Below are 18,620 nucleotides of genomic sequence, written 5' to 3'. Positions count from 1 at the left end.
TTTAAGTAAGGGTAAAATATAGTTTCTTTGTAATAGATGAATTATCTGTAAACCAATATTTATTAAACATATTACCAAGCATGACCAGGGTTTTTATTGTAGATGATCATGAGATGTATCTGGAGGGACTTTCCCTGTTACTGGCAAAACAACCGACCCTACAGGTAGTAGGAACCTGTCAGCTTGCTAACCAGTTGCTGCAGCAGCTTCCGAATTTATCAACAGAGGATATCCTGTTACTGGATGTGAACCTGCCGGATATGGAAGAAGATGTACTGTTGCGTGAGATCAGGAAGATTCGACCCGAGCAGAAAATTTTGTACCTGACACTGATGCGGGGTACGCGGTATGTTCACCGTTTATCCAAATTCCATATCCAGGGTTATATACTGAAAAATGCTTCAATTGAAGAGTTGTTGCTGGCATTGAAAACCGTACAGGAAGGCGGAACTTATTTTAGTAAGGAAGTAGATATTTTGGGTGGAGAAAATTTTCGCAATACCCTGACCATAGAGGATCGTAAAGTGGATGAAATATTATCCAGGCGGGAAATTGAAGTGCTGCGACTGGTATGCAGGGAATTCAGCAACGCTGAAATTGCCCAGCAACTTTTTTTGAGCGTCAGTACCATTGAAACCCATCGTAAAAATCTGATTTCCAAACTGGGGGTGCAGAATACGGTGGGACTTGTAAAATTCGCACTGAGGAATAATCTCATTGATTGATTAGCTACCGGCTCATATTAGCAATTCTGTTATCCGTCTATAGTGGTCTATTACAGGCGCAGCAGCCTGATACCAATGCCATCAAAAATTTGTACGATCTATCGCTTGATTTTGCTGAGGACAGGGTGGCAGAACTCCGGGAGAATGCAGACAAAATCGAAGCTCAATCAGCGAAGGCGGAATTCACTAAAGGACAATTGCTCGCCAAACGACTGAGAGGTCTTGCGGAAGAATATTCCGGGAATTACGAAGCGGCTATTTCACTTTACCTTCAAACATTGAATGATGCAAGGACCGGCAAATGGATTGAATATGAAATTGCTGCATTGAGTGACCTGGCCATTGCCTACAGTGAAGTTAAACAATATGAAAAGGCTAAGGATGTATACAAGCAATCCCTCCAATTGTCGTTGGACAGGGGCGAAGTATCCAGTATTATATCCGGATTAGGTAACCTGGGCGCGATTTACAACCAGTTGGATAAGCCTGATAGTGCCCAACTCTTTCTGGAGGAAGGGCTTCGACTTTCAATGCAATATAACACGAGTCAATCACTGTCCAGTATCTACAATAACCTGGGTAATGTTTTTTTTAAAAAGAAGGATTACCAAAAAGCGCTGAATTATTTCTTAACCAATAAAGCGCTGCACCAGGGAGAAGGGCAGGAGACACTCCTGTGGACGGATTATCTGAACCTGGGAGATGTTTACATTGAGCTTGGACGAATAGATTCTGCCCGATTTTATTGTGAGGAAGCTCTTCGGATAGCAAAGCTGCTGAATTCCAGAAGTAAGGAGGCCAATTCCTATGCACTGCTGGCCAAATTGAACGAGCGACTGGGGCGCTTCCGTGAGGCCTATAACTTCCAACAAAAGTGGTACCAGCTGGATACAGCCATGGTAAACCAGGAAACTGCCGCTTCCATTGCAGAAATGCAGGAACGATTCAATGCCCGCGACCGCGAAAAACAAAACCAGCTTTTGCAGGCTGCAATTGAAAAAGAAAAATTGCAGAACCGAAATCTTCGATCACTCAGCCTTGCCGCATTTTTGATCCTGGTATTGAGTGTCGTTCTGCTCATTGTATACCGTAAATCAAACCGGCAACTGGTAAAAGTTAATACTATCATTAATCGGCAGAAAGAAGCTTTGTCTGAATTGAACCAGGAGAAAAACAACCTGATGAGCATCGTATCGCATGATCTCAGTACACCTTTCTCCAGCATTCATTTGTGGAGCCGGTTGCTGGAAACGGATGAGCACATGAATGAGGAGCAGAAGAAAGCCACACAGAATATCCGGAAAGCAGCAGAAAATGGCGAACAGCTTATTCGGCAGATACTGGAAGTGGAGAGAGCTGGCACTATTCAGGAAAAGCTGGAACTGGAGGAAATTAATCTTACTGCATTTCTTAATCATGTTGTGGACCAGTTTCAACCAATAGCAAATGAGAAGAAGATCCGGCTATTTGGCCCCTCCAGCGAATCCGATGTATTCCTGCTAACGGATCAGCAGCTTCTGCAGCGCATTTTGGAGAATTTGCTCTCAAATGCCATTAAATTCAGCGAACCGGGTCAGCCTGTTAGGGTTTCTGTTGAAACCGGCCCAGCCTTTACTGATATTATAGTGGAAGATCAAGGACCTGGCATCAGTAAGGAGGAGCAGCAGCAGCTGTTTACCCGATATGGTCGCCTTTCTCCGAAACCCACAGCCGGTGAAGCTTCTACCGGCCTTGGTTTGTCCATTGTAAAGCGATTGGCCAATGAACTCAGTGCCACCCTCCAATATATTGGAGAACCGGGTGCAGGAAGCCGGTTTTTGGTCCGGTTTAAAAAATAAAAAAGAAACATTGTTGCAAATTTTCAGAATTCCCTAGTTTTGTTCTCATAACAGAACAAGGTGTTTGCAATTAGAAGAATTTTAGGAATCCTGATATTGGCGGTGGTTGTCAACAGCAGCCAGGCACAATGTATTTTGCGTTTCAGCGGTGTTGTCACTGATTCGGATACCCGCGAACGCTTATCGGGAGCAACTGTACGTATCAAGGATATCCGGCTCGAGGTGAAAACGGATGAGCAGGGACGGTTTCTGTTTGAAGGCCTTTGTCCGGGCAGTTATAATATACTTATTACTCATATTGGATGTCAGCCGGTGGAATCACATATCCACCTGAAAGATGACCTGTCACAGGATTTCGTATTACCGCATACGCACAGTGAACTGGAAGAAGTAGTGGTTGTTGGAGCTACCCACAAACACGGTACGGCAATAGCTGAAGAACTTAAGGGGAGACAACTGGCTGCAACCAGAGGAACCAGCCTGGGTGAATCCCTTCGCAGCATCAGTGGCGTGAATGTGTTGCAGACAGGTGCTACTATTTTTAAGCCGGTGATACATGGACTGCACAGTAATCGGGTTCTGATACTGAACAATGGGATCCGGCAGGAATCACAGCAATGGGGAAGTGAACATGCGCCAGAGGTGGATCCTTATATCGCGAATCGCTTAACGGTGATCAAAGGAGCCAGCAGTATCCGGTATGGAAGTGATGCAATTGGTGGTGTGGTTTTGGTAGAGCCACGATTGTTACCTGCAGCACCAGGCCTGTATGGTGAAATTAATACTGCCTTTTTTTCAAATAACCGGCAGGGAGTTTTATCCGGCATTATCGAAAATAATTCAGCAAAGCATCCGGCATTTGCCTGGCGATTACAGGGTACCCTGAAAAAAGGCGGCAATTCACGTACGCCTGATTACTGGCTGATGAATACCGGTATTGAAGAATATAATTTTTCTGCTGCTGCAGGCTGGCAGCAATCGCATCGGGGAATTGAACTCTTCTATAGCAATTTCAATACCCGGCTTGGTATATTCAGAGGTGCGCATATCGGGAATGTAACCGACCTGGAAACTGCTATTGAACGGGGAGAGCCATCTGAAGAAATCAAATCAGCTCCCTTCACCTATACGATCGACCGTCCATACCAGCAGGTACACCATCACTTGTTTAAACTGAAGGCTCATCATACAACAGGTACAGCAGGAAAATTGAATCTAGTGTTATCAGGGCAGTACAATAACCGGATGGAATTTGATGTAAAGCGATTTGCTTCCAGTTCAGATGCACCTCAGCTGGATCTCAGCATCAGTACGGTCGGAACTGACCTTGTTTGGGATCATAACAACTGGAATAATTTTCGCGGAACCATTGGCGTTAGCGGCTCCTTTCAATTGAACGACAGTTATAAACAACGGGTATTTATTCCGAATTACCGGGCATGGAATGGAGCGGTGTTCTGGATTGAAAAGTGGACAAAAGGGAAATGGATGCTCGAAGGTGGATTGCGGTACGACTGGCGGAAATTATTCGACATAGAAAATAATCGTAATGAACGATTCGCGGATCAGCAATTCAGCAGTGTGAGTGGTTCATTGGGTGGAAGTTACAGATGGAGTCCGGAGTTGACAACCACCCTGAATTTTTCATCGGCCTGGCGTGCACCACAGATCAATGAATTGTACAGTGACGGCCTGCATCATAGTTCAGCCAGAATTGAAACCGGTAATCCCACGCTGGTTCCTGAAAGAGCTAACAGCTGGATGCTGAATATGGATTACCAGCCATTCCGCTGGCGATTTGATATCGGATTTTATTTTAAGGACATTTCCAATTTCATATACCTGGCGCCTGATTATCCCCCGGTGTTAACGATCCGGGGTGCGTTTCCTTCCTTTTCTTTTCGGCAGACCGATGCCCGCTTGCACGGACTGGATGCTACTGTGGGGTATGTGCTTACCGCACACTGGAAAGCGGAAGCAAAGGCGTCTATCTTAAGGGCATGGGATAAAACGGCCGATGACTGGTTGATCCAGATGCCGGCGGACCGGTATGAGCTCGGATTGCAATATGAATTTGGAAATGCCAAACACTGGCAGGATAGTTATGTGAAACTGAGTGGACAGCAGGTGCTGAGGCAAACAAGGGTACCTGTTACAGGAAATATTGAAAAACCACAACCGGATGGGACAATCCGGATGGAATCTGATTATGCACCTCCTCCACCAGCGTATTTTCTACTTAACCTGGAAGCTGGTACAAAGCTGTTCTGGGGAAAGCAACCGATTCAGCTGAGCCTGACAGCTACTAATTTGCTGAACTCGGCTTATCGCGATTACATGAATGCTTTCCGGTATTTCGCCTGGGAAACCGGTCGGAATATTGGCCTGCGTATCATGCTGCCACTGGGCAAACAACATTGAGTTTTTACCACTTAAAATAGATACTATGAAACAAAAATGGGTGAAGTTGTTAAGCGGTTTTGGTCTTCTTGCGCTTACTCTGGCTGGTTGTTCGAAAGACAAAGATGAAGTAAGTAATGAAGAGGAGTTGATAACTACTGTTTCGCTTCGGTTTCAGGAAATTGGAACAGCAAATAGTTTTGTTGCAACTTTTCGCGACACGGATGGTGAAGGAGGAAATCCACCTTCAAATTTTGATGAAATTGTATTGAAACCCAATGCAAACTATTCCTGTTCCGTAGAGCTCTTAAACGAAAGTGTTTCACCTGCAGAAGATATAACAGAAGAGGTGCGGGAAGAGGCAGATGATCATGAACTATATTTCATTCCAGCCGGTGCCAATATCACTATTAATAGGGTTGATCTTGACAGTAAAAGTCTTCCCGTTGGTTTGAGTTCAACCTGGCTTACCGGAGCCGCTTCAACCGGAACTGTTCGTGTTGTTTTAAAACACAAGCCTGGTACTAAAGCAGTTGGTGATCCGGTTACCAAGGGCGAAACTGATATTGACCTGAATTTTACGACGAAGATTCAGTAACCGAGGGAGATGCAGTAGTTTTTCTTTCTCCAATCTGCTGCCTCCACATCGCATAGTAGAGACCTTTATCTTCCAGTAATTGCTGATGGGTACCGGTCTCTGCTATTTCTCCTTTCTCCAGTACATATATTTTATCTGCATGCAGGATCGTACTTAGTCGGTGAGCAATCAATACTGTAATCTGTGAACGCAAGGCGGAAATTTTCCGTATGGTAGAAGTAATCTCTTCTTCTGTCAATGAATCCAGTGCAGAAGTGGCTTCGTCGAAGATCAGTAATTTGGGTTGGCGTAACAGGGAGCGGGCAATGGAGAGCCGCTGTTTTTCACCACCACTTAATTTTAAACCACTTTCACCAATCATGGTGTCCAATCCTTTGTCTGCTTTTTGTAAAAGCGTCTGGCAGCTTGCTTTGTGAAGCGCATCGAGTAATTCCTCGTCTGTGCCATCCGGTTTTACGAACAATAAGTTTTCCCGGATAGTTCCGGCGAACAATTGGGTGTCCTGCGTAACAAAACCGATCTGTTTGCGAAGCTCATCATAGTCAACTTCATTTTCATTAATTTCATTGTAGGAAATGCTGCCTTCCTGCGGTCGGTACAAGCCTACCAGCAATTTCACCAGGGTTGTTTTTCCGGATCCGGATGGTCCAACAAATGCGATGGTTTCTCCTTTACTTACTTCAAAGTTGATGCCCTGTAATGCATGCTGTTGTGCCGTTTTATGTTTGAAATGAACATTGTCGAACCGGAGGCGTTCAATGGCTTCCAAAACTACCGGATGTTCCGGACGAGGTTCCGGTTTTTTCTGCATCAGGTTTTTGAAATTATTCAGTGAGGCTTCTGCTTCCCGGTAACTTAATATGATATTCCCGATATCCTGTAAGGGACCAAAAATGAAAAAGGAAAAGAACTGCATGGTCACCAGTTGTTCAGGATCCATATGCTCCCGGTAGATAAGCCACAGCAGGATAAAAAGGATCGCCTGCCTCAGGGTATTTACAAAAGTCCCCTGAATAAAACTCAGACTGCGAATCCGCTTTACCTTGGTAAGTTCAAGTCCCAATATTTTGTAGGTATTCTTATTCAACCGGTCTACTTCCTGGTTGGTGAGCCCTAGGCTTTTAATTAGTTCAATGTTCCGCAGGGATTCTGTGGTACTGCCCGCCAATGAAGTTGTTTGGCTCACAATATTCCGCTGAATGGTTTTGATTCGTTTACTTAAGGCATTGGTAAGTAGCGTTAGCAGAATGATACCGCCAAAATAGGTGAGGGGTAAAGACCAGTGAATTCGGAAAGCATATATGGAAACAAACAGAATGCCTACAAACACTCCGAAAAGTACGTTGATGAAGTTGGATATGAATTTTTCTGTATCTGTTTCAACCTTCTGCAGAATACTCAGGGTTTCTCCGCTTCGCTGGTCTTCAAACTCGTGGTAGGGGAGCTTCATCGCATGCTGTAATCCATCCGTAAAAACCTTTGCTCCAAACTTTTGCGTTATTACATTGAAGAAATAATCCTGGAAGGCTTTGGCAATCCGGCTAACCATGGCCACACTGATGGATGCCAGCAGCAGCCAGCCGATGGATTGTGCAAATTTGGACCAGCTCTCGTACTTTTTGTAAGTAAATGCGGCTTTTGTAATCTTTCCAAATATAATGGGGTCCAACAGGGAAAAACCAGTGTTGATACCGGCTAATAACAAGGTGAGAAGTACCAGCCATTTATAAGGCTTGAGGTACTGAAGTAGTAATTGCATAAAATAATGGTAGAACACTAAATTAAGACAATCCCTACTTCCAGCCCCAATTATCGCGATCCAGGCTGCGGAACTGGATAGCTTCAGCGATATGTTCCGGTAAAATCAATTCGTGTTGGGACAGGTCGGCAATAGTTCTGGCCATTTTGAGGATGCGGTCGTATGCCCGGGCGGATAATTTGAGCCGCTCCATAGCGGTTTTTAATAACTGGCGTGAGGGGGAGCCAAGAGAACAAGTTTGTTCCAGCTGTCGACTGTTCATTTGGGCATTACAATAGATTCCCTTGATTTCGCTAAACCGCCTGGCCTGAACTTGCCTGGCTTGTATGACTCTTTTCCGGATTTCCTGGGAGGATTCAGTACGGGAGGAGCTGCTCAGGTTCTGAAACGGTACTGGTGTTACTTCAATCTGCAGATCAATCCGGTCCAGCAATGGCCCGGAGATTTTTTGCAGGTATTTCTGAACGGAACCAGGCGGACAACTGCATTCTTTTTCAGGATGGTTGTAGTAGCCGCAGGGGCAAGGGTTCATGGAGGCAACCAGCATAAATGCGGCTGGAAATTCTACGCTTATTCGTGCCCGTGAGATGGTGAGTTTTCGTTCTTCCATGGGTTGGCGCATCACCTCCAGCACAGAACGGTTGAATTCTGGTAATTCATCTAAGAAAAGTACACCGTTGTGTGCCAGGGATATTTCTCCAGGTAACGGGTTGCTGCCACCGCCGGCCATGGCCATATGAGAAATCGTATGATGTGGTTGTCGGAAGGGGCGTTTTTGTACCAGGGCTGTTCCGGTTGTCAATTTGCCAGCTACACTGTGAATACGGGTGGTTTCCAGTGCCTCCTCCAGTGTCAGGGGCGGTAGAATACCAGGTAATCTTCTTGCCAGCATGGTTTTGCCAGCACCAGGCGGACCAATCAATAATAGATTATGCCCGCCTGCCGCCGCGATTTCCATAGCCCGTTTGATATTTTCCTGTCCCTTTACATCCGAAAAATCTCCGGTTTCTAAGCCAGGTGGTTCATTGAACCATTGTTCAATGCCTGAATGATGTGGTTTGGCTCGCATAGGATCCTCAACTAGTTGTATGGCTTCTGTTAAAGAGCGTATGCCCATTACCGGTAGGCTGTCTACCACTGCTGCTTCAGCAGCATTCTGAATAGGAACCACAATGCCGCTGAATTTTTCTTTTCTCGCTGTTAGTGCCATGGGAAGTGCTCCCCGGATTGGCTGCAGGCTGCCGTCCAGGCCAAGTTCCCCACAGAATACCCAATTTTGAAGTGGTTCCAGGTTAATAATCTGTTCAGTAGCAGCGAGTATGCCGATCGCAATTGGCAAATCAAAAGCAGTACCTGTTTTGCGAATATCTGCCGGTGCCATATTGATCACTACCCGGGTTCTGGGCATGAAATAACCGATGGCTTTGATCGCGGTTTCCACGCGTAGCATACTTTCCTTCACAGCATTGTCTGGTAACCCTACCAGGAAGGTTTGTGTTCCGTTGGTAATATTGACCTCAATAGAGATGGTGATGGCTTCTACTCCATTTACTGCTGAACCATATGTTTTCACTAACATATAGCCAAGGTAAAGCAGCGCAGCTGGCAGGTCAACCGTTCTTTAACCCATTTGCATCAGGGATTTGCTCCAGTAATTCCACCACTTTTTCGCGTTTCAGGATGAGGTAACCCAGCCGGTCGTTACTGATGCCTTCTTTGAGCTGGTAACTGAATGTTAACTGATCATCCGTTACTTCTGTTTCAAAATAACGGAAGATAATATTCGGAAAGGCTTTGAGTGCTTCTCCGATTTCATAGAGGTGGGTGGAGAGAATGAATAGGGAGTGGTTTATTTTAATAAGACCTTCAATTACAGTGGATGAACATTTCATGGCATCCTGTACATTGGTGCCTTTAAACAATTCATCAATCAATACCAGCCATTTACGACCGTCATTGATTTTAAGGATCGTGTTTTTGATGCGTTGTACTTCATTGAAAAAATAGCTTTCTCCTTTAACAATATTATCAGTCAGGTTGATATTGCTGAGAATGCCTTCGAATAAAGACAATCGTAAGTGTTTGGCTGGTACGCCCATCCCCAGGTGGGCCAGGTAAACAGCAGCCCCCACCGATTTGATAAACGTGCTTTTTCCAGCCATGTTGGCTCCGGTAAGAAAGAGAAAATTGTGTTGTTGATCGAGGCTGATGGAATAATCAACAGGGTTGGGTAACAATACATGAAATAACTCCTCCGCCTCAATAAAGGGTTGTTCTGATTCTGCAAATTCAGGAAAGTTGAGTTTAAAATGCCGCATGGCTGCGGCCATCCCATACCATCCGTCCAGCTGGCCATAGATCTCCGTTAGTTCGGTAGTTGCGTTCCTGAATTTGTAGCGGATATAATGACCAAAGTAAAGTACTTGTTTGGGGGTTAATTCATCTGCCCGGTTCTTATCAGCCAGTGTTTTCAGGTGTATATCGCTGGTCAGTTTTCCGGCTCTTTCCAGGATCCGCTCCAGATTGGGCGGGACTGCTTTTCCTTCAAAGAGTTGAATGATCTTTTGTATCCCTCTGACAAAATCTCCGAAATGTTGCAGGCTGAAGCGGATGATCGCATAATCGGGACCGTGAAACAATTTGTAGAGTTGTGCGTTCACCCAATTGTTATCTACCGGAATGCTGTCGAGCTGGGTTCCGAAAAACTTTTCCATCACCATCAGGGTTCCATTGGTGATATCCTCCGGCCACTTATCCAGCTCCTGTAGCATTAACTGCAGAATTTGCTGCGTTTGGAGAATTGATTTCAGATCATGAAATGGCTGCTGGAAACGCAGGCGGAGCCATTCCTTTCCTTCTACGGTACGGGTGAAGTTAAGCCGGTGAAAAATAGAATATTCCTCTTCCGGGTGGAATATATTAAGGTCCAGCAGGGAGGTTTTATCTATATCCATGGGCTAACAATTTAGTTAATCCGCTACAATCAGCGATCAAATTCCAGTCGCATTCCTTTTTGTGATTCATCGAACCCCTCTTTTCCATAAACAAGGTGTCCATTCACGAAAGTGTGAGTAACCGAAGATGGGAAAGTTGTTCCTTCCAGCGGGCTCCATCCGCACTTGTAATAAATATTGTCTTTGGAAACCGTGGTCGGCTGGTTCAGGTCTACCAGTACAAGGTCGGCATAATAACCTTCCCGGATATAACCCCGCTGGCGAATCTGGAAGCATTCTGACGGTGCATGGCTCATTTTCTCAACTACTTTTTCCAGCCGGATTGCCCCTTCTTTCACATAATGCAGCATCAGGGGTAGTGAATGCTGAACCAATGGAAGTCCGGCATGTGCATGGAGGTAATCTTCCTGTTTTTCGGCCCAGGTATGTGGTGCATGATCGGTTGCGATAATATCCAGCCGGTCGTCCAGCAGTGCCTTCCAGAGGGCAGTCCGGTTGTTTGGTGCCTTGATGGCCGGATTACATTTGATCTGGTTATCCAGCTGCGCATAATCCTCACTGGTAAAATGAAGGTGATGCACACAAACTTCGGAGGTAATGCGCTTTTCCTTTAACGGTAACATATTACCGAAAAGTGTCAGTTCCTTTTCCGTTGAAATATGCAGAATATGTAACCGGGTATTGAATTTCTTGGCCAGTTGTATAGCATAAAAAGAAGATTCAAAGCAGGCTTCTTCGTTTCGGATAATAGGATGGTCTGCCGCAGTCAGGGTTCTTCCACTGGCTTTGGCAGCTTCGAGGTTTTTGCGGATGATCCGTTCATCTTCACAATGGGTGGCAATCAAAAGTTCAGTACCCTCGAATATATGTTCGAGTGAGAGTGGGTTATCTACCAGCAACCCCCCAGTAGAGGAGCCCATGAAGATCTTTACTCCGCAAACCCTGTCTTTCTTCTCATTGGTACGCAGCACTTCGTCCAGGTTGTCATTGGATGTTCCCATAAAAAAGGAATAGTTAGCCAGGGAACTGGCAGCACCGATCGCATATTTATCTTCCAGTAATTCCTGCGTAAAAACCGGGGGCTGTGTATTAGGCATTTCCATGAAACTGGTTACACCACCCGCTACAGCAGCTTTTGATTCAGTATAAATGGTAGCTTTATGTGTGAGACCCGGTTCACGGAAATGTACCTGGTCGTCAATTACACCGGGTAATAAATGTTTTCCTTCTGCGTTTATTTCGATAGCCCCATTTGTGGCACTGATTTGGCTGTTGATTTTTTCAATCCGTCCCCCCGAAAGCAAAACGTCCGCTGTGCGAATCGTTCCTTCGTTGACAATTTGCGCGTTCTTTATGAGATATTTTTGCATATTAGATGTTCATTCCTGTTTAAAAACCATTGAATGCAAGTTATAAAAAGACTGCTTTACACCGCCTGCTTAAGTTTTCCGGTTGTGGGATTTTCCCAGTCGACACTGTTACCCCAGGGGTATAAACACCAGCCCCTGATGGACCGGCTGGAAATCATGTACCGTGATAGTGCCCTCTCCCTTCAGCATATCAAACCCTACGATCGTAAAGGTTGGGTAAAATTCCTGGAAACTATTCCGGAAGAAGAACTGAGTCGGGTAGATGCGCATAACCGCAGGAGTGCGCTGATGAACAACCTGGAGTGGGTGAGTGGCGACAAATCAGCCTTTCTGAGCAAAAAGCCGATACTGAAGAGTTTTTACCAGTACCCGTCTGATTTTGCGTTAGTGGATGTAAAAGATTTTTTTCTGAGCATTAATCCGGTAGTACAGTTCACGGTAATGAAAGAGTCTGATAATGATGAATCACTGTTTCAGAACACAAAAGGAGCACGTGGCAGAGGTATGATTGCCAACCGGATTGGATTCGACTTTTATGTGACTGATAACCAGGAGAGACCACCTTCCTTTGTGAAGGATTTTGTCGCAGCAAACCGGGCAGTACCAGGAGCCGGTTATTATAAATCCTTTAAAAGTACCGCCTACGATTATTTCGATGCCCGTGGTTCCATCTTTTTTAATGTAACCGATTATATCAATATCCAATTTGGATACGACCGGAATTTTATCGGTAATGGTTACCGAAGCATGTTCCTTAGTGACTTTGGGAATAGTAATCTATTCCTGAAAATCAATACAAGGATCTGGAAACTGAATTACCAGAATCTATTCATGGAACTAAACCCCTCGCACATACGAAGAGGCGATAACCTGCTGGATAAAAAATACGTAACCATGCACCACCTTAGTTGGCAGGCAACCCGCTGGCTGAATATCGGATTTTTTGAAGCGGTAGTATTTGGGCGTCCGAACCGGTATGATTTCAGTTATCTCAATCCTATCATCTTCTATCGTTCCATCGAGCAGCAGAACGGGAGTCCGGATAATGCCAATGTGGGCATGGATTTCAAAGCCAACATTGCCAAACGGGTACAGTTATACGGACAACTCCTATTGGATGAATTCAAGCTGAGTGAAGTTCGGGGAGGCAATGGCTGGTGGGGAAATAAATATGGCCTGCAACTGGGTGGGAAATATGTTGATGTGGCAGGTATAAAGAACCTGGATATCCAGGGTGAATTGAATATTGTTCGTCCTTTTACGTATAGTTTCCGTGATTCGGTTGCGAATTACATGCATTACAATCAGCCCCTGGCGCATCCGCGAGGTGCCAATTTCATAGAAGCGGTAGGTATTGCCCGTTACCAACCTCACCCCAAACTAACGCTTCAGGGAAAGCTGATTGTTTGGAAACAGGGATTGGATTCAGCCGGCATTAATTTTGGGGGCCGGCCTGCGAGCCTGTATACTACAAGGCCTTTTGATTACGGATGGGATATTGGTGAAGGCAGAGCCTCCAGCGGTGTAAATGCATCCCTCTGGGCAGGTTATGAACTGAAAGAAAATCTATTCATTGATGCCAGCCTGATGTTGCGGAACCTCGATGTTCCGGATGATGCCCGATTAACCAGGAATAGTACTATATTCAGTCTCGGTCTGCGTATGAATATGTTCCGCCGGGAATATGATTATTAAATCTTCTACCATACAATTACTCCGGTTCCCCTTTTCCTTTTTTCTGTTACCGGTGTATTTATTTGGAATCAGCCAACCGCTTGATATCAATTGGATAAGAGCGGCGCTGTTGTTCTTTATCCTCCATTTTCTTGTTTACCCCAGCAGCAATGGGTATAACAGTTATATGGACAGAGATCAGTCTCCAATCGGGGGACTTGAGCATCCGCCTCCGCCTGAACGCGAGCTGTGGACGATTACCCTTGTGATGGATCTCATAGCTGTTGGCTTGAGTTTATTGCTTTCGTATCCAGCTGCAATGGCTGTAGCGTTTTATATTCTTGCGTCAAGAGCTTACAGCAGCAGGAAGATCCGCCTGAAAAAATTCGCTTTTTTCGGGTTCCTGGTGGTTATCAGCTGCCAGGGTGGACTTATATTCTGGCTAAGTTATCATGCTTCACATGCAAAGCTCAGCTTGAATGTTCCCATTACAGGGATGTTGGTCAGTACACTCCTATTAGCAGGAGCCTATCCGCTTACCCAAATTTATCAGCACCGGCAGGATGCTATAGATGGGGTAACAACCATCAGTATGCGAATGGGGATCCGGGGAACTTTCCGGCTTTCTGGTTTGTTGTTTATGCTGGCTTTCCTGGTACTGGGCCTTCATTTTGGATTGCAACTGGAGCTGGACAGGTTTTTGTTGTTATTGCTCTTTTTTCTTCCGGTATCCGTATATTTCTTATGGTGGGGGATTCAGGTATGGAAAAATCCGGCTAAAGCTGATTTTCGGCATCTTATGAAAATGAATATTATTTCGGCCATTTGTTCAACAGCCGCGTTTGGATCACTATTAATCTGGAAATGAATTGACAGCAATATTATCCATCGGAACATCCCTTCCTGCGTTTCGGCATGCTCAAACGGAGATTTTGAATTTTATGCAGCGGGTGTATGCATTGGACGCTACAGAAGCGAGAAAACTGAAATTTTTATACCAGCAAAGTGGCATACAGCAGCGTTATTCCTGTATTCCCGACTACAGCAAATCCATGCGGGAATGGAAGTTTTATCCGGCAGAAGAATCATTGGAACCTTTCCCCAACCTGGAACTGCGGATGTCCTGGTATCAGAAACATGCTGCTTCTCTTTCGGTAGATGCCATACGTGATTGTTTACAACACATGCCAGGCGGCAGTACCGGTATCACTCACCTGATTACGGTGAGTTGTACCGGTATGAGTGCGCCGGGCCTCGATCTGCAGGTAATGGAAATGATGGAGCTGCCCAGGCAATTGCATCGGACTTCCATTAACTTCATGGGCTGTTATGCGGCATTACATGCCTTGAAAATGGCCGATAGCATCTGCCGGGCTGATCCTTCCGCCCAGGTGCTGATTGTTTGCACGGAATTATGTACCCTGCATTTTCAGAAAATTCCCACACCGGATAACCTTGCAGCTTCCCTTCTTTTTGGAGATGGTTCAGCTGCTGTATTAGTGGGTTCAGAAAAACAGGGCAAAGCACTTGCATCCATTCGTGGTTTTTATGCGGAAGTTGTGCCAAAAGGGAAACGGGATATGAGCTGGGAATTATCGTCTTCCGGTTTTTTAATGACACTCAGCGGGTATATCCCAGAATTGATATCTACGGATTTCAAGCCGCTGTTGGAAAGGGCCATGCAGGCATATAAGGCGAAGCTTACCGAAGTTCAGAATTGGTGCGTACATCCAGGAGGTAAACGGATTTTACAGGCTGTTCAAAAATCATTGCAATTGGAAGAGAGTAAATTGGAAGCTTCCGCATCAGTATTAAGGGATTACGGAAATATGTCCTCTCCATCGGTATTGTTTGTATTGAAACGATTAGTGGAAGCGGGTAAAAAAGGGGTATCACTGGCGGCTGCTTTTGGTCCGGGACTTACCATGGAAACCTGTCTGCTTGAAATAAACCAGTAAGATGCAGGAACGTATTAATCAGAAAGAACTATTGGATGACCTTACTGTTCCTTTTGAGGAAATACAACTCAACATGCGGGAGTTAGATTTTATCAACCGGTGGCTGGGCGGGCACAAGATAACGGTGGAGGGTATACGAAAATTAGTCCCGAAAACAGCGGTAGCCAATAACCTGATCCTTGAAATCGGTTGTGGGGGCGGTGATAATTTAAAAGCTTTAAAGGATTCAAAAGCCTTACCAAAAGAGGGCGTACGATACATGGGGGTAGATATAAATCCGGCCTGTATAACCTATGCCCGAAACGCTTTTCCACAGGCAGAGTACCTGGAATCGGATTACCGCCTGGTGAATACGTCAGTTCGTCCCGCTATTATTTTTTCATCCCTTTTTTGCCATCATTTTACCAACGAAGAACTGGTAGGCCAACTGAGATGGATGTACGAAAACTCTCAAATCGGCTTTGTTATCAATGATCTGCATCGGCATCCGATTGCCTATTGGAGTATCCGCCTGCTTACCTCATTATTTTCCCAATCGCGACTGGTTCGTCATGATGCACCCTTGTCTGTCAGAAGGGGGTTTAAACGAAAAGACTGGCAGCATTTATTTCAATTGGCCGGTATAACGGAGGTTGAAATCCATTGGCGTTGGGCATTCAGGTGGCTGATCATTGTTAAAAAAAACAGTAATGCAGGATCCAAATCGGTATGATGTAATTGTAGCAGGAGGGGGCCTTGCCGGTTTGTCGGCTGCTATTCAGCTGGCAGACAAAGGGTATAGGGTAGCTCTGATAGAAAAAAGTTATTACCCTTTTCACCGGGTTTGCGGAGAATATATCAGTGAGGAAAGCCGGCCCCTTTTGGAGCGTTTGGGAATACCCATTAGTTCTCTGCAATTGCCCGAAATCCGGCGCCTTCGTGTAACTGCACCGGATGGAACTGCTCTGATTTCCGACCTCGACCCCGGAGGTTTTGGTATTAGTCGCTACCGGCTGGATGCCCTGTTGGCAAGTCAGGCCAAGCTGGCGGGAGCCACCGTAATGGAAGGTGTAAAAGTGCAGGATATCCGGTATAGGAACGGCTGGATGGAAGTGCAGATAAACGGATTGTTGCTGGAGTCGAGGCTTGTACTAGGTTGTTTTGGTAAAAGGTCCTCCCTGGACCTGAAAATGAATCGTTCCTTCGCGCTCGAAAAGCCGGGAAAGCTCAATAATTTTATTGGTATCAAATATCATATTGAATGGGATGATCCGGAAGATTTGATCAGTCTTCACAATTTTAAAGATGGTTATTGTGGTATCAGCCGGATCGAAGATGCTCAGTATTGTTTATGTTATCTGACAACGGCCAATAACCTGGGACTGAGTAATAATTCCATTGAACAAATGGAAAAAACAATCCTGTCGGTCAATCCCTATCTCGACAAGCTATTTCGGGATGCAAAAAAAATAAGGCAGGAACCACTGAGTATTGCCCAGGTATCATTTGCACCAAAATCGCAGGTGGAAAATCATGTGCTGATGGTGGGGGATGCTGCCGGCCTGATTACCCCCCTTTGTGGAAACGGTATGAGTATGGCTTTACATGCCAGTTATCTGGCTGTTCAGGCTGCCTTTCCTTTTCTGGAGGGTACCTGTTCCAGAACTGAAATGGAAACCCTCTATACAAAAAACTGGCGGCGTTCTTTTTCATCCAGGTTACGTACCGGCAGAATGATCCAATCTTTTTTTGGTGACCCCTGGTTATCAAAAGGTCTTATTTTCGCAGGAAACAAATTTCCGGGACTCACAAGGTGGCTGATTGGAAAAACTCACGGAAAAAATTATGTATGAGCAGGATATCCGTAGCTATGAAGCGTACGATCCTATTGGTTGCATTGGCTGTAGGTGTTATCAAAGCTTCGGCTCAGGATTATCACGCTATCAGTGGATCCAATTATGCAGGTGCACTTAGTGTGCATAACAATCCGGCATCTATTGTGAATATTCCTTATCCCTGGGACGTAACGCTGGCAGGTTTACAGGCGAAATACCAGACCAATGTCATTAAAGTGGTGAATTATTCACTTCTGTCTTCTCCAACAGCTTCTGAGTTTTTTATTACAGGTGGTGAATATGCGCGTAAGGGTAACGAACAGCTGAATCTGAACCTGCTTAATACACGTATCGCACTCGGGAAAAAGACTGTAGTCGCGTTTGGTGCCAACCTGAGATCCTTCGCCAATATCCGTACTTCGTCATACAATTTTGTGGATAGTATTGAAACAGCAAATGAGTTATTTGCGCTTAATCCGGGAAATAGCCCGCTGGAGGCCAGCATCCGCACCAGCAATTGGATAGAGTTATATGGTGCAATTGGCAGAACCTTATTTGATGAACCGGGCTTTCGTATCAATGCGGGACTAACGATGAAGGTTAACCGGGGAATAGGAGGTGGTCGGATGCAATTGGATGGCATGTATCGGGAACGTACCATTGTAAATGGGGAACCTCAGTATGCGCTTCGGGAGGGACAGTTTGCCTATGGTTATTCATCCAATATTGATCGCTGGAATTCCAATCGTTCAACCATGGGAAATCTTCGCGAAGTACTAACGGCGACGCGTATGGGATTATCGCTGGATGCCGGACTGGAACTCCTTATCAAGCCGGCAGGTGATCCGGGGTTTATGGAGGATGAGGAGACCTATTATGATTACGACTGGAAAATTGGTGCATCTGTTCTTGACCTTGGGTATGCTTTTTACCGGTATAGTAACAATAGCAGAACCGGAAGAATTCCTGTAACCGGCTTAAACGCAGACCGTCTCGACCAGGCTTTTGTGGAAGGTGTTGCCAATATGGAGGCATTTTCCGATTCGGTAGACGCGGTTTTTGATGCGCGCACCTTATCCGGAGATTTCCGGATCTGGGCTCCAACCCGGCTGGTTTTAAATGTGGATCGGTTTATTAGCAGTGCCTTTTATGTGAATGCTGAATTGAGTATTAATGTTATCAATCTGTTGGGCGATCAACGGCTCTTTGTCAGAAATATGAATGCAATACGGTTGACACCCCGTTGGGAAACCCGTAGGTTGGGTGCTTATCTGCCTTTACTCTATAATGCGCAGAACCAGTTTTGGGTAGGAGCTGCTGTAAAGGTAGGTCCCCTGCTACTGGGGGTGCATAACCTGGGTAATGTATTTGGAAAAACATCCATGGCAAATGGAGGGGGGTATATCACCATAAATATCCGTCCGGGTAAACGCGTAACCGGTGAAAAAAAGGACCGGGGCCTGGATTGCCCTCCCTATTAGTTAAATCTTTCAATAACTATTGAAAGATTAGAAGGATTCGGTAAATTGC

General features: G+C 45.4%; 14 protein-coding genes. 10 read left to right on the top strand and 4 right to left on the bottom strand.

The genetic code is table 11. The annotated features are described in order from the left end of the window. The first annotated feature begins 80 nt into the window (after positions 1–80). Genes L0U88_RS15755 through L0U88_RS15740 form a run of 4 tightly spaced genes read left to right on the top strand, consistent with a single transcriptional unit; the run spans position 81 to position 5,561 of the window. Positions 81–725, top strand: coding sequence for a LuxR C-terminal-related transcriptional regulator (locus tag L0U88_RS15755; RefSeq protein ID WP_234867047.1), 645 nt, complete (start codon positions 81–83; stop codon positions 723–725). Further along, the gene (locus L0U88_RS15750) at positions 722–2,563 is read left to right on the top strand and encodes a tetratricopeptide repeat protein (protein WP_234867046.1); all 1,842 of its coding nucleotides are present in this window, start codon (positions 722–724) and stop codon (positions 2,561–2,563) included. The genes L0U88_RS15755 and L0U88_RS15750 overlap by 4 nt, the downstream gene beginning before the upstream one ends. Positions 2,564–2,623: 60 nt before the next feature. Beyond that, a complete protein-coding gene (locus L0U88_RS15745; protein WP_234867045.1) occupies positions 2,624–4,984 on the top strand; it encodes a TonB-dependent receptor in 2,361 nt (786 codons plus the stop codon). A gap of 25 nt (positions 4,985–5,009) precedes the next feature. Then, positions 5,010–5,561: a hypothetical protein gene (locus L0U88_RS15740; RefSeq protein ID WP_234867044.1), complete on the top strand. Its 552-nt coding sequence runs from the start codon at positions 5,010–5,012 to the stop codon at positions 5,559–5,561. Here L0U88_RS15740 and L0U88_RS15735 read toward each other — a convergent pair. From L0U88_RS15735 to L0U88_RS15720, 4 genes are read right to left on the bottom strand one after another with little or no spacing between them, the layout of a single operon-like run. Then, positions 5,542–7,320: an ABC transporter ATP-binding protein gene (locus tag L0U88_RS15735; protein WP_234867043.1), complete on the bottom strand. Its 1,779-nt coding sequence runs from the start codon at positions 7,318–7,320 to the stop codon at positions 5,542–5,544. The genes L0U88_RS15740 and L0U88_RS15735 overlap by 20 nt on opposite strands. A 34-nt stretch (positions 7,321–7,354) precedes the next feature. Continuing rightward, positions 7,355–8,899: a YifB family Mg chelatase-like AAA ATPase gene (locus L0U88_RS15730; protein ID WP_234867042.1), complete on the bottom strand. Its 1,545-nt coding sequence runs from the start codon at positions 8,897–8,899 to the stop codon at positions 7,355–7,357. Positions 8,900–8,930: 31 nt separating this feature from the next. Then, complete coding sequence (locus L0U88_RS15725; RefSeq protein ID WP_234867041.1) at positions 8,931–10,274, bottom strand: MutS-related protein; 1,344 nt, start codon at positions 10,272–10,274, stop codon at positions 8,931–8,933. A 29-nt stretch (positions 10,275–10,303) separates the two neighbouring features. Beyond that, positions 10,304–11,644, bottom strand: coding sequence for a dihydroorotase (locus L0U88_RS15720; protein ID WP_234867040.1), 1,341 nt, complete (start codon positions 11,642–11,644; stop codon positions 10,304–10,306). Positions 11,645–11,677: 33 nt separating this feature from the next. Here L0U88_RS15720 and L0U88_RS15715 point away from each other — a divergent pair, with 33 nt between their 5' ends. From L0U88_RS15715 to L0U88_RS15690, 6 genes are read left to right on the top strand one after another with little or no spacing between them, the layout of a single operon-like run. Then, positions 11,678–13,339, top strand: a complete 1,662-nt coding sequence (locus tag L0U88_RS15715) for a hypothetical protein (RefSeq protein ID WP_234867039.1) — start codon at positions 11,678–11,680, stop codon at positions 13,337–13,339. Further along, entirely contained in the window at positions 13,329–14,186 is an 858-nt protein-coding gene (locus L0U88_RS15710; protein ID WP_234867038.1) for a UbiA family prenyltransferase, read from the top strand. The genes L0U88_RS15715 and L0U88_RS15710 overlap by 11 nt, the downstream gene beginning before the upstream one ends. A 1-nt stretch (position 14,187) precedes the next feature. Then, positions 14,188–15,276, top strand: a complete 1,089-nt coding sequence (locus L0U88_RS15705) for a type III polyketide synthase (RefSeq protein WP_234867037.1) — start codon at positions 14,188–14,190, stop codon at positions 15,274–15,276. Between the two features lies 1 nt (position 15,277). Beyond that, entirely contained in the window at positions 15,278–15,988 is a 711-nt protein-coding gene (locus L0U88_RS15700; protein ID WP_234867036.1) for a methyltransferase domain-containing protein, read from the top strand. Continuing rightward, positions 15,966–17,108 carry an NAD(P)/FAD-dependent oxidoreductase gene (locus L0U88_RS15695; RefSeq protein ID WP_234867035.1) on the top strand — a complete coding sequence of 381 codons (1,143 nt, stop codon included), beginning with the start codon at positions 15,966–15,968 and terminating at the stop codon, positions 17,106–17,108. The genes L0U88_RS15700 and L0U88_RS15695 overlap by 23 nt, the downstream gene beginning before the upstream one ends. Then, on the top strand, positions 17,105–18,571 hold the full coding sequence (locus tag L0U88_RS15690) for a DUF5723 family protein (protein ID WP_234867034.1): 1,467 nt from the start codon (positions 17,105–17,107) through the stop codon (positions 18,569–18,571). The genes L0U88_RS15695 and L0U88_RS15690 overlap by 4 nt, the downstream gene beginning before the upstream one ends. Positions 18,572–18,620 lie beyond the last annotated feature (49 nt).

The sequence above is a fragment of the Flavihumibacter fluminis genome, from assembly GCF_021491375.1.
GTDB lineage: Bacteria > Bacteroidota > Bacteroidia > Chitinophagales > Chitinophagaceae > Flavihumibacter > Flavihumibacter fluminis.
This window is presented reverse-complemented; position numbering and strand designations above follow the sequence as displayed.